The 12,599-nt window shown below is 62.1% G+C and carries 12 protein-coding genes; 3 read left to right on the top strand and 9 right to left on the bottom strand.

The window, feature by feature from the left end; all coding sequences use genetic code 11:
- Positions 1 to 186: 186 nt before the first annotated feature.
- The 4 genes from AB4N42_RS10460 to AB4N42_RS10445 all read right to left on the bottom strand — a co-directional run bounded on the left by AB4N42_RS10460 (position 187) and on the right by AB4N42_RS10445 (position 3,715).
- On the bottom strand, positions 187 to 1,413 hold the full coding sequence (locus AB4N42_RS10460) for a class I SAM-dependent methyltransferase (protein WP_460116147.1): 1,227 nt from the start codon (positions 1,411 to 1,413) through the stop codon (positions 187 to 189).
- Positions 1,414 to 1,639: 226 nt separating this feature from the next.
- Positions 1,640 to 2,257, bottom strand: coding sequence for a TPM domain-containing protein (locus AB4N42_RS10455; protein WP_323154537.1), 618 nt, complete (start codon positions 2,255 to 2,257; stop codon positions 1,640 to 1,642).
- 28 nt (positions 2,258 to 2,285) lie between these two features.
- Complete coding sequence (locus AB4N42_RS10450) at positions 2,286 to 3,011, bottom strand: TPM domain-containing protein (RefSeq protein ID WP_460116381.1); 726 nt, start codon at positions 3,009 to 3,011, stop codon at positions 2,286 to 2,288.
- A 95-nt stretch (positions 3,012 to 3,106) separates the two neighbouring features.
- Entirely contained in the window at positions 3,107 to 3,715 is a 609-nt protein-coding gene (locus AB4N42_RS10445; protein ID WP_030138456.1) for a LemA family protein, read from the bottom strand.
- A gap of 261 nt (positions 3,716 to 3,976) precedes the next feature.
- Between AB4N42_RS10445 and bglX the strand changes: the two genes are divergently transcribed.
- On the top strand, positions 3,977 to 6,268 hold the full coding sequence (gene bglX / locus AB4N42_RS10440) for a beta-glucosidase BglX (RefSeq protein WP_030138455.1): 2,292 nt from the start codon (positions 3,977 to 3,979) through the stop codon (positions 6,266 to 6,268).
- Positions 6,269 to 6,397: 129 nt separating this feature from the next.
- Here the strand turns inward: bglX and AB4N42_RS10435 are convergent, their stop codons facing one another.
- The 5 genes from AB4N42_RS10435 to AB4N42_RS10415 form a co-directional block, all read right to left on the bottom strand.
- Positions 6,398 to 7,555 carry a phospholipase D-like domain-containing protein gene (locus AB4N42_RS10435; RefSeq protein WP_030138454.1) on the bottom strand — a complete coding sequence of 386 codons (1,158 nt, stop codon included), beginning with the start codon at positions 7,553 to 7,555 and terminating at the stop codon, positions 6,398 to 6,400.
- Position 7,556: 1 nt separating this feature from the next.
- The gene (locus AB4N42_RS10430; RefSeq protein ID WP_198797108.1) at positions 7,557 to 8,147 is read right to left on the bottom strand and encodes a YceI family protein; all 591 of its coding nucleotides are present in this window, start codon (positions 8,145 to 8,147) and stop codon (positions 7,557 to 7,559) included.
- Positions 8,148 to 8,397: 250 nt separating this feature from the next.
- A complete protein-coding gene (locus AB4N42_RS10425) occupies positions 8,398 to 8,706 on the bottom strand; it encodes a hypothetical protein (protein ID WP_030138452.1) in 309 nt (102 codons plus the stop codon).
- On the bottom strand, positions 8,703 to 9,797 hold the full coding sequence (locus AB4N42_RS10420) for a serine hydrolase domain-containing protein (RefSeq protein WP_460116146.1): 1,095 nt from the start codon (positions 9,795 to 9,797) through the stop codon (positions 8,703 to 8,705). The genes AB4N42_RS10425 and AB4N42_RS10420 overlap by 4 nt, the downstream gene beginning before the upstream one ends.
- Before the next feature lie 184 nt (positions 9,798 to 9,981).
- Positions 9,982 to 10,857, bottom strand: a complete 876-nt coding sequence (locus AB4N42_RS10415; RefSeq protein ID WP_217860165.1) for an acyl-CoA dehydrogenase family protein — start codon at positions 10,855 to 10,857, stop codon at positions 9,982 to 9,984.
- A gap of 155 nt (positions 10,858 to 11,012) precedes the next feature.
- On the opposite strand from AB4N42_RS10415, the gene olsB reads away from it, so the two are divergent.
- Together olsB and AB4N42_RS10405 are read left to right on the top strand one after the other, a co-directional pair.
- The gene (gene olsB, locus AB4N42_RS10410; RefSeq protein WP_030138449.1) at positions 11,013 to 11,768 is read left to right on the top strand and encodes an L-ornithine N(alpha)-acyltransferase; all 756 of its coding nucleotides are present in this window, start codon (positions 11,013 to 11,015) and stop codon (positions 11,766 to 11,768) included.
- The gene (locus AB4N42_RS10405) at positions 11,768 to 12,562 is read left to right on the top strand and encodes a lysophospholipid acyltransferase family protein (RefSeq protein ID WP_460116145.1); all 795 of its coding nucleotides are present in this window, start codon (positions 11,768 to 11,770) and stop codon (positions 12,560 to 12,562) included. The genes olsB and AB4N42_RS10405 overlap by 1 nt, the downstream gene beginning before the upstream one ends.
- Positions 12,563 to 12,599 lie beyond the last annotated feature (37 nt).

Below are 12,599 nucleotides of genomic sequence, written 5' to 3'. Positions count from 1 at the left end.
AATGCGTGAGGGTGGACGCATTAAAGGTAGACCGGTACATCGGTAGGTGAGGGATAAGCGCTGATTACCTGACGGGCTGTACCTCTGCCCCTCGTGGGAGCGAGCTTGCTCGCGATTCAGGCGATGCGGTGTTTCAGGCACACCGCGTTATCGTTTCATCGCGAGCAAGCTCGCTCCCACAAGAGGTCAGTGCTGTGCGGCGAGGTAGCCATCCGCTCGCAGCAGCGTTTCGAGGCAGTGCTCGGTGATGTGATAGAACGCCTTGAGTTCTTCGATCCTGGCGAGCAGTTCGGCGGGATCCACCGGTTCGGCACGCTTGACTGCGAGGATCATCTTGTTCTTGTTGGTGTGGTCCAGGGAAATGAACTCGAACACCTTGGTCTCGTAGCCGCAGGCTTCGAGGAACAACGCCCGCAAGCTGTCAGTGACCATTTCCGCCTGCTGGCCCAGGTGCAGGCCATATTGCAGCATCGGCTTGAGCAGCGCCGGGCTCTGGATCTGCAGGCGGATCTGTTTGTGGCAGCACGGCGAGCACATGATGATCGAGGCGCCCGAGCGAATGCCCATGTGGATCGCGTAGTCGGTGGCAATGTCACAGGCGTGCAAGGCAATCATCACATCCACCGCGCTCGGCGCCACGCTGCGCACGTCGCCATGCTGGAAGCTCAGGCCCGGGTGCTCCAGCCGCGCGGCGGCTTCGTTGCACAGCTTGACCATGTCTTCGCGCAACTCCACCCCGGTCACCACGCCTTCGGCCTGCAAGGTGTTGCGCAGGTAATCGTGGATGGCGAAGGTCAGGTAGCCCTTGCCCGAGCCGAAGTCCGAGACCCGCACCGGCTTGTCCAGGGCCAGCGGCGAAGACGTCAGCGCATGGCTGAAGACCTCGATGAACTTGTTGATCTGCTTCCACTTGCGCGACATCGCCGGAATCAGTTCGTGCTTGTGATTGGTTACGCCCAGGTCAGCCAGGAATGGCCGGCTCAAGTCGAGGAAGCGGTTCTTCTCGCGGTTGTGCTCGGTCGATGGCACCTCCCGCAGTTGCTGGGGCTTGCTCTTGAACAGCGAGCTCTTGCCCTTCTTGCTGTACTCCAATTGCGCCTCGTCGGTGATCGCCAGCAGGTGCGCGTTCTTGAACGAAGCCGGCAACAGCGCGGCGATGGTATCCACGCCTTCGGCCAGCGGGAAATTCTTGGTGATGTCGCGGGTCTTGTAGCGATAGACGAAGGACAGGCAAGGCTGATCCTTGACCGTGAGCTGCTTGATGATCAGCCGCTGCAGATCGGTTTCGTCACCGACGTACTTGGCCAGCACCAGCTTGATGAACGCGTTCTGCTCGAGATTGGCTTGCAGCAGCGCGATGAACTGGGCGTGGTGATCCGGCGCGGGACGGGCGGGAGTTGCAGTGACGGACATGGAGAAGCAGCCTCGGGGCGGGCGGATCGGGAATGGCGGGTATTTTAGGGGGGATGGGGTGCCAGGGCACGGGGAATTTCCTGTGGCGAGGGGATTTATCCCCGTTGGGCTGCGCAGCAGACCCAAATCAGACAACAGATCTCGACCCATAACCGGCTGTCGGCTAAAGGGGGCTACGCCCCCAACGGGGATAAATCCCCTCGCCACAACGGTGTCCGGCAGACACTCAGCCCAACACCACCAACCGATTCGGCAGTTCATTACGCGCATGGGTCACCGGTACGTGCTCCTTGAGCAATTCGCCGCAGGCCTCGATGCACGTCACAAAACCCTGCAACGTCTGGCCTTGGCGAACCTGCTGGGTGAACACCGCGACAATCGCATCCCAATGTGTATTGTCGAGTCGCTTGGAAATGCCCTCGTCCACCAAAATCTCCACATAGCGCTCGGCCTCGCAGACGAAGATCAGCATGCCGGTGCTGCCCACGGTGTGGTGCAGGTTCTGTTCGAGAAATTGCCGGCGCGCCAGGTTGGAAGCCCGCCAGTGGCGTACGGAGCGAGGGATCAGGTGCGTGGTGATGCCAGGCATGCGAAACACCAGGCACAGCACGATGAAACTACCCCACTGCACCCACAGCAGACTGTGCAGGGTCAGCCAACCTGTCAGGTACTGCAAGGCGCCGGGGACCACCAGTGCCAGCAGGCTGGCCCATAGCAACGGGATGTAGGCGTAGTCATCGGCGCGGGCGGCAAGCACCGTGACCAGCTCGGCGTCGGTGTCGCGCTCGACCCGGGCGATGGCCTCGGCCACTTTGCGTTGTTCGTGTTCAGTCAGTAATGCCATGTTTGAAAAAGCCCGCTCATTATTGTTCTCACCAGCCGCCCGACGAACCGCCGCCCCCGAAACTGCCGCCACCACCGCTGAAGCCACCGCCTCCGCTGCCACCGAAGCCACCACCGCCGCTTCTGTAACTGCTACCACCGGAACCGCCGCCGCTGGGCAGGATACCGAGCACTTGGCAGACGAATATCGTCAGGATGAAAAGCATCGCCAGGAAGATGAACAGCCCCGGATGGCGCTCGACGAAATCCCTCTCGTCCTGCTCACCCGCGTTGTACGCGGCTGCCGGTTCATCGAGGGAACTGCCGCCCAGGACCACGAGCATCGCCGCCACGCCGTCACTGATGCCCTTGTTGAAATTGCCCGTCTTGAACGCCGGGGTGATTACCTGGTTGATGATCACCGAACTCTGGGCATCAGTCAGACGATCCTCCAGGCCATAACCCACTTCGATGCGCAGTTTACGATCATCGCGGGCGACGATCAGCAGCGCGCCGTTGTTTTTGTCTTTCTGCCCGATGCCCCAGTGGCGGCCCAATTGATAGCCGAAGTCTTCGATGCTGGCGCCCTGGAGGTTGGCCAGCGTGACGACGACCACCTGTTCGCCGGTCGCCTGTTCATGGGCCTTGAGTTGCCCATCGAGTTGCGTGCGAACCGACGGGTCGAGCAGTTGGGCGGAGTCCACCACCCGCCCGGTCAACGCCGGGAAGCTCAATTCGGCCTGGGCTGTGGCTGCAAAAGCCCAGAGCAACAACATGAACAGCTTCAAGCTTCGAGCAGCAAGCCTCAAGCCGAAAGCAGTGCGCGTTGCCTGGACTTGCAGCTTGCTGCTCGGGGCTTGAGGCTGCTTCATCAAAACTTCACTTCAGGCGCTTTTTCGGCATTCGGGCTGGTGGCCTCGAAGGTCTCGCGGATCGGCAAGTCGCTGTACATCACGCTGTGCCACAGGCGACCGGGGAAGGTGCGGATTTCGGTGTTGTATTTCTGCACCGCCAGGATGAAGTCGCGACGGGCCACGGCGATGCGGTTCTCGGTGCCTTCGAGCTGCGACTGCAAGGCCAGGAAGTTCTGGTTGGCCTTCAAGTCCGGGTAGCGCTCGGACACCACCATCAAGCGGCTCAACGCGCCGCTCAACTGATCCTGGGCTTGCTGGAACTGCTTGAGTTTTTCCGGATTGTCCAGCGTGCTGGCATCGACCTGGATCGAAGTGGCCTTGGCCCGCGCTTCGATCACCGCCGTCAGGGTTTCCTGCTCATGCTGGGCATAGCCCTTGACGGTCTCTACCAGGTTGGGAATCAGGTCGGCGCGGCGCTGGTACTGGTTCTGCACCTGGCCCCAGGCCGCCTTGGCCTGTTCGTCCAGGGTCGGGATGTTGTTGATGCCGCAACCGGCCAGCAGTGTGGTGAACAGCATCAGGGCCAGCAGTTGCAGGCCGCTGCGGTGGTTCAGTCGTGGATTCATCAGGTGAAGCTCTCCGTTGCATTGCATTAACAAAACACCGCCACCTATCTTGCCGGTGTCTGGGGCATAATCGCCGCCGCACTGGATCGAATCGGATCTATGGGCTAAAAGATGCGCGGTGCGAAACTAAGTTCATCGCCACAGGTTCGAAAGTGTGCTGCATTTAATTGGATAACACCCGAACAACAATAGCCGCTCCTCACATTTAGGCTGACCGGCGTGTACTGATCACCGCCCTTTAGGCTTGCGAGAAAACTATTCATGAAGAAGCTGTGTTTGCTGGGCCTGTTTGTCACCCTGGCCAGTCAATCCGTATTAGCCGACAACCCGCCAGCCCCCATAGAGAACAAGGACGCTTTCATCAGCAACCTGATGAAACAGATGACCCTTCAGGAAAAGATCGGCCAGCTGCGCCTCATCAGCATCGGCCCGGAAATGCCCCGGGAGATGATCCGCAAGGAAATCGCCGCCGGCAACATCGGCGGCACGTTCAACTCCATTACCCGCGATGAAAACCGTCCGATGCAGGACGCGGCCATGCGCAGCCGGCTGAAGATCCCGATGTTCTTCGCCTATGACGTGATCCATGGCCATCGCACGATTTTCCCGATTCCCCTGGCCCTGGCCTCGAGCTGGGACATGGATGCCATCTACCGCTCCGGCCGCATCGCAGCCAAGGAAGCGGCGGCCGACAGCCTCGACATTACCTTCGCACCGATGGTCGATATTTCCCGCGACCCTCGCTGGGGCCGGACTTCAGAAGGCTTCGGCGAAGACACCTACCTGGTGTCGCGCATTGCCGGGGTGATGGTCAAGGCGTTCCAGGGCAGCGGTGCGAACGCAGCCGACAGCATCATGGCCAGCGTCAAGCACTTCGCCCTGTATGGCGCCGTGGAAGGCGGTCGGGACTACAACACCGTGGACATGAGCCCGGTGAAAATGTACCAGGACTACCTGCCGCCCTACCGCGCCGCCATCGACGCTGGCGCAGGCGGCGTGATGGTCGCGCTGAACTCCATCAACGGCGTACCGGCCACCGCCAACACCTGGCTGATGAACGATCTGTTGCGCAAGGAATGGGGTTTCAAGGGCCTGGCCGTCAGCGACCACGGCGCGATTTTCGAGTTGATCAAGCATGGCGTCGCCCGGGACGGTCGCGAAGCGGCCAAATTGGCGATCAAGGCCGGCATCGACATGAGCATGAACGACTCGCTCTACGGCAAGGAGCTGCCCGGCCTGCTCAAGGCTGGCGAGATCGAGCAGAGCGACATCGACAATGCGGTCCGCGAAGTACTGGCCGCCAAGTACGACATGGGCCTGTTCAAGGACCCGTACCTGCGTATCGGCAAGGCCGAGGATGACCCCGCCGACGTCTACGCCGACAGCCGCATGCACCGCGCCGATGCCCGCGACGTGGCGCGCCGCAGCCTGGTGCTGCTGGAAAACCGCAACCAGACCCTGCCCCTGAAGAAAACCGCGAAGATCGCCTTGGTCGGCCCGCTGGCCAAGGCGCCGATCGACATGATGGGCAGTTGGGCCGCCGCCGGGCGTCCGGCGCTGTCGGTCACCGTGTACGACGGCATGGCCCGGGCCCTGGGCGGTGAGTCGAAGCTGATCTATGCCCGTGGTGCCAATATCACCGGCGACAAGAAAGTGCTCGACTACCTGAACTTCCTCAACTTCGACGCCCCTGAAGTCGTGGACGACCCGCGTCCGGCACAGGTATTGATCGATGAAGCGGTTAAAGCCGCCAAGGAAGCGGACGTGGTCGTGGCCGCCGTGGGCGAGTCCCGTGGCATGTCCCATGAATCGTCGAGCCGCACTGAACTGAATATCCCGGCCAGCCAGCGCGAACTGATCAAGGCCCTGAAGGCCACCGGCAAGCCGTTGGTGTTGGTGCTGATGAATGGCCGTCCGCTGTCGCTGCTGGAAGAAAAACAGCAGGCCGATGCGATCCTGGAAACCTGGTTCAGCGGCACCGAAGGCGGCAATGCCATCGCGGACGTGCTGTTTGGTGACTACAACCCTTCGGGCAAGTTGCCGATCACCTTCCCACGCTCCGTCGGGCAGATTCCTACCTACTACAACCACCTGAGCATCGGTCGGCCGTTCACACCGGGCAAACCAGGCAACTACACCTCGCAGTACTTCGACGACACCACCGGCCCGCTCTACCCGTTCGGCTATGGCCTGAGCTACACGACGTTCAGCCTGTCGGACATGGCCCTGTCGTCCACCACGCTGAACAAGACCGGCAAGCTGGATGCGAGCATCACCCTGGAAAACACCGGCGACCGTGACGGCGAAACCGTGGTGCAGCTGTATATCCAGGACGTGACCGGCTCGATCATCCGTCCGGTGAAGGAATTGAAAAACTTCCGCAAGGTGATGCTCAAGGCCGGCGAGAAGAAGGTCATCCACTTCGACATCACCGAAGACGACCTGAAGTTCTTCAACGCCCAGCTCAAGTACGCCGCAGAGCCAGGCAAATTCAACGTGCAGATCGGCCTGGATTCCCAGGATGTGAAGCAGCAGAGCTTTGAGTTGCTCTGATCCAGCAACACTGAAATACCCTATGGGAGCGAGCTTGCTCGCGATGAGGCCTCATCAGTCACCGCATCATCGACTGTCAGGCCGCCATCGCGAGCAAGCTCGCTCCCACATTGGTTTTGCGGTGGATGGTTAGCCCCGCCGATCCAACAAGTTCACCACCACCCGATCCACCAATCCCCACACCCTTTGCTTGAACCGCTTCCACAATGGCCGGCGCTGCCAGGCGTCGAGGCTCATCTGCAGGCTCTGCTCGAAGTCCCGTTCAAAACTGGCCGCCACGGCCTTGCTCAATCCGGAGTCCAGCGCCTCCAGATTGGCTTCGAGGTTGAAGCGCAGGTTCCAGTGATCGAAATTGCACGAGCCGATGCTGACCCAATCGTCCACCAGCACCATTTTCAAGTGCAGGAAACAGGGTTGGTATTCGTAGATTTTCACCCCGGCCTTGAGCAGGCGTGGGTAATAGCGATGGCCGGCGTAACGCACGGACGGATGATCGGTGCGCGGGCCGGTCAGCAGCAGGCGCACATCGATGCCCCGCGCGGCGGCCTTGCGCAGCGAGCGGCGCACGTTCCAGGTCGGCAGGAAATACGGCGTAGCCATCCAGATGCGTTTCTGGCCGCTGTTCAATGCCCGGGACAGTGACTGCAGGATGTCGCGGTGCTGGCGGGCGTCGGCATACGCCACCCGGCCCATGCCTTCGCCGACCGGCGGAACCCGAGGCAGGCGCGGCAGGCCAAAATTGGACGCCGGTTTCCAGGCCCGTCGATGGCGGTTGGCGAGCCATTGGCGGTCGAACAGCAACTGCCAATCGAGCACCAGCGGACCGACGATTTCCACCATCACTTCATGCCAGTCACTGTGGTCATCCAAGGGGTTCCAGAACTCATCGGTAACCCCGGTGCCACCGACCACCGCCAAGCGTTGGTCGACCAGCAGGAGCTTGCGGTGATCGCGGTAGAGATTGCGCACCCAACGGCGCCAACTCAGGCGATTGTAGAAACGCAGTTCCACACCCGCCTGGACCAGGCGATTGCGCAGGCCCAGGGTAAACGCCAGGCTGCCGTAGTCGTCGAACAGGCAGCGCACGCGAACACCGCGTTCGGCGGCCTGGACGAGGGCCTGGACCATCGCCTCGGCGCAAGCGCCCGCCTCCACCAGGTACAACTCCAGTTCGACCTGTTCCTGGGCGCGGGCAATCTCCACCAGCATGCGCGGGAAAAACTGCGGACCGTCGATCAACAGCTCGAAGCGATTGCCTTCGCGCCAAGGGAATACCGGGCCGCTCATGTCAGCGCGCCGTGAAGATCAGTACCGCATTCACCGGCACCGACAGGCTGATGGCCGACAATCCGGCTAATGTTCGAAGCGTTTCCAAACCCGGCGCCAGATCGAAATCCGCTGCGTTGAGCACGACTGGCTCCAGGGTCACGACCTGGAAGCGACGCTCGTCCAGGCGCGTCGCCAGCAGTTGAACGTTGTATTCGTGCTGCTTGCCATGCAAATCCACCGTCACCGGCAGGCGCAGTTCCAGTTGCGCGCCATTGGCCAAATCCTGGATCGGTATCAGGTCGAGCTGCGCAGTGATGGTGGCCTCGGCGAACTGCTTGATTTCAAACAACTCGGCGCGCATGCGCTCGTCCCGCAGGGGAATGCCGCTGTTGATGGATTCGAGTTCGACCTCCAATCGCGCAAGGCCCTTGGGCTGGACCTGGCCGTGCAGCACGAGGAAACGCTGGACCTCGGAGACATTGCCGTTTTTGCTGCTGATAAAAGAGAGCCGCGACGACTCGCCGTCCAGATACCAATCGGCCTCGGCCGGCAGCGCGGCGCAGGCCAGCAGCAAGGTGGTGACAACGTGGGAGAAAGACCGCTTGAACATACAGACTCGGGGGGCAGATAAACCTGTGGCGAACCTTAACCGGGCCGAGGGCGCTTGCAAACTGTCTGTAGCAACAACAACCAGAAATCGCCCAGCTTTCGTGGCGAGGGGATTTATCCCCGCTGGGTTGCGCCGCAACCCCAAAACAGGCGAAGCATTGCATTAGGGAGAAACTTAGTTCAGCTATAGGGCCGCTACGCAGCCCGGCGGGGATAAATCCCCTCGCCACAGGGTTCGCGTCGTTTCTGGATTACTCCAACCGACACCCCTGTCGCTCCCCAATCCACCGCGCACTGTGGCTGCGCCCCAAGCCGCTGACGGTGATGCGCTTGGCTTCAGGTGTGTCGAGAAAATCGTTGGTGGGCACCGACTGCTTCACATAACCCCGGCAATATTCGGCCGGTTGCTGCATTACATAGCGGCACGAACAATATTCCTTGGCGGTATAGGCGCTGATGACGCCGGGAAACGCGCGCAACGCCACCCGCTCCAGCCAGACCCAACCGAACAGGGCAACCAGCAGCACCGCCATCAAGGTAAGCGACACTTTGCGCATCATGGCTGCACCGTCCCGGCGAAAGCCGCCATGGCGCGCTTGAGCAATTCGTTGTGACGATAGCTGCCGTCGCGATCGTCGCCGTAGCGCACGATCACCAACCTGGCGCTGGGAATGATGTACAGCGCCTGGCCCCAATGCCCAAGAGCAGCGAAGGTATCGGGTGGCGCGTCCGGCCACGGGCGGATCGTTCGGTCAGCGGCGCGATTGAGCCACCAGTGTCCGCCGGGCACGGCTTCGTCCTGACCGGCCTGGAAGCGGGTGAACGGCTCGCGGCTGAACGCAATCCAATCCTTGGGAATCAATTGTCGATCGCCCCAACGGCCATCCCGTTGCATCAACAGGCCGACACGCGCCAGGTCCCGAGCCGTGAGATAGGCATAGGACGAACCGACAAACGTGCCGCTGGCGTCGGTTTCCCAGGTCGCGTGACGGATGCCCAAGGGATCGAACAAGGCTGTCCAGGGATAATCGGCATAGCTCGCCGGGCCGACGATAGTTTTCAGTGCTGCCGCCAGCAGATTGCTGTCGCCGCTGGAATAGCGGAACACCTGGCCGGGCGGGCTGAAGCTGTCGTGCCCGGCGGTGAACGCCGCCATGTCGTGGCTTCCGCGAGTATAGAGCATCGCCACGACCGAAGAATTGAGCGGCGCGTATTCGTAGTCTTCTTGCCAGTCCAGGCCGGACGCCCAATGAAACAGATCGGCCAGGGTCATGCCCGGGTGTCGCTTCAGCGGCGGGTAGTACCGGGCCGCCGGGTCATCCAGGGCAAAGCGTTTTTCACCGTAGGCCACGCCGAACACCGTCGCCAGCAGGCTTTTGCTGATGGACCAGGTCAGGTGCGGGGTCTGGGCGGTGGTCGGCCCGGCGTAGCGTTCGTAGACCAGCCGACCGTCTTGGATCACCAGCAGCGCGTCGGTGCGAATGCCTTGGCGGGTAGCGTCGTCCCTCGGTACGAAGGCGTATTGCTCCAGGGCTTCGATGGCCGGCCCAGTGGGGGGCGGGCTGCTTGACCATTGCTCACCGGGCCAATCCTCGGCCTGGGCGTTCAGGTTGAGCAGCAACAGCGGGATCAGGAACCAGCCTTTGGACATTCGCGGGGCTCGCAGGATTGAACCTTCAGAGCCTATTCAGACTTGATGACAATTTCGAGGCGTGCGTGGCCCCCCTGTGGGAGCGAGCTTGCTCGCGATAGCAGAGTGTCAGCTAAGCATATGGCGACTGACAAACAGCTATCGCGAGCAAGCTCGCTCCCACAGGGGGCAGCCGCTTGAGGGGCTACCCCAACGCCTTGTCCAACCGCTTGGCCCGCGCCCCCGCCGCAATGTCCATCACCGCCTTGTCACGCCCCCACATCTCACGCCACGCCGCAGGTCCACCGGCCAAGGCGTCGTTCAGTTCGGCTTCGAGCCCTTGGAACTGGACGAACAGGCCACCCAGCAGCACATGCGTGGCAGCGCTCGAAGGATTGTGGCGGCTCGCCTCCGCGCACCCGGCGAGCAGCGCCAACAGGCGCAGTCGCAACGCCTGGGGCCAGGCGCATTCTTGCCCGACGCCATACAACCATGCAGTCATCGCGCTGAGCACATAAAGGTCTTCCAGGGTACGAAACGGTTTGACGTAGGCGTCCCAGCCGTCACCCGCCAGCAATTCGCACAGCGCGCCCTCCAACAGCACCCGACCATGGCTGATCTCCGGCATGAAGGGCAGGCCCGGGAGTTTTTCCAGCACCACACCCGGTTCGCCTGCGTAGGCCACCGCCAGGCTCAATCGCGGGCGCTCGTCTTCCGGCGACTCGCTTCGGGCCGCGATCAACAGCCATTCGGCGGCATCGCCAGCGGTGACGAAATCCTTGCGCCCGCTCACTCGCAAGTCGGTCAGGCGGGTCTGCATATCTGCCGGCCGCAGGCTGCGCTGCTCGGTGGCACACAACGCGCCGAGACTTTGCGGCGCGCTCGGCCAAAGCGTCCGCAGCGCCGCCTGATAGCCCACCAGGAACGCCAACCCAGGCGTCGCCATCGACCGCGCCCCGACCACGGCCAACTCGAACGGCGTGACCGTCCCCAGGCGGTGCAACAACGCGGCATAACCTTCAGCCAGATCCGCCCAGGCGGGCAACCGCTCGCCGCGTTCGATCAGGGTTTGCCAAGGCATGAAGGGCTCCTTTCGTGGGCTGTCATATAAGCATCACCAAAGCTTCATGGCGGTGACACCGGGGCTACATAGCCTGACTTTGCACAACATGGCTGCATAAAGAAAGTCGATTGGCTCAACCCAAGACGGGTAGACAGCCCGCACGGAGACTCGCTATGACCCAGATCGCCCGCATCCGCGACACCGGCAATGAACGCCGCCTGCAAGCCGAACGCCTGATCGGCGCCCAGGCCTTGCACGAAGCACAGGCCCTGCGCTTCAACGTCTTCAGCGGCGAATTCAACGCCAAGCTCAAAGGCGCGGAAATGGGTCTGGACATGGATGATTATGATGTTCACTGCGCCCACATCGGCGTACGCGACCTGAACACCGGCCGCCTCGTAGCCACCACTCGGCTGCTCGACCACCAGGCCGCCAGTAGCCTGGGCCGGTTCTACAGCGAAGAAGAATTCGCCCTCCACGGCCTGGTTCATCTGCAAGGCCCGATCCTGGAAATCGGCCGTACCTGCGTCGACCCGGCCTATCGCAATGGCGGCACCATCGCGGTGCTCTGGGGCGAACTGGCCGAAGTCCTCAACGAAGGCGGCTACAGCTACCTGATGGGTTGCGCGAGCATCCCGATGCAGGACGGCGGCATCCAGGCCCAGGCGATCATGCAGCGCCTGCGCGAACGCTACCTGTGCACCGAACACCTGCAGGCGGTGCCGAAAAAGCCCTTGCCGAGCCTGGACGTACCGTCCAACGTCATCGCCGAGATGCCACCGTTGCTCAAGGCCTACATGCGCCTGGGTGCGAAGATTTGCGGCGAGCCGTGCTGGGACGAAGATTTCCAGGTGGCCGACGTGTTCATCCTGCTCAAGCGCGACGAACTCTGCCCACGCTACGCCCGTCACTTCAAGGCAGCGGTCTGATGAGCCGGTTGCGGGTGTACGCGCGCATCGCGCGAGTATTGCTGGTGGTGGCGCTGGGCCTGAGCATGGCCAGCGTGTTCGGCCTGTTCGAACGCCTGGGCGTTGCCAACTCCATGGTCCGTCGCCAGCGTTGGTCGCGATTTTTCATGACGCGGTTGACCAATGCCCTGCCCTTTTCGGTGACGGTCCACGGCCAACTGCCCCGCCAGCCGATGCTGTGGGTCAGCAACCATGTGTCCTGGACCGACATTCCGCTGCTGGGCATGCTCACGCCGCTGTCGTTCCTGTCCAAGGCCGAAGTGCGCACCTGGCCGGTGGCCGGCTGGCTCGCCGCCAAGGCCGGCAGCCTGTTCATCCGTCGCGGTTCGGGCGACAGCCAACTGATCCGCAAGCAGATAAGCCGTCATCTTGAACAGGCTCATCCGCTGTTGATGTTCCCGGAAGGCACCACCACCGATGGCCGTTCGCTGCGCACCTTCCACGGTCGCCTGTTGTCGGCGGCCATCGATGCCGACGTCGCGTTGCAACCGGTGGCGATCCGTTACCTGCGCAACGGTGAACCGGATTCACTGGCCCCGTTCATTGGTGACGATGATTTGCTGTCGCACCTGATGCGGCTGTTCGCCAATGATCGTGGCGACGTGGAAATCCATCTGCTGGAACCGATTGCCTGTCACGGTCAGGAACGCGCGGTACTGGCGTTCCTGGCGCAGCAGGCGGTGCACAGGGCGTTGTTTGGCGAGATGCCAGAGAAGCAGCCAGTGCCGGTGCGGCCGGCGGCGATTGCGGCTTGATCCGTGTGAGATCCCTGTGGGAGCGAGCTTGCTCGCG

The organism is Pseudomonas sp. H2_D02, assembly GCF_054677635.1.
The sequence above is the reverse complement of the archived record's forward strand: the minus strand, read 5'-3'. Positions and strand labels throughout refer to the sequence as shown.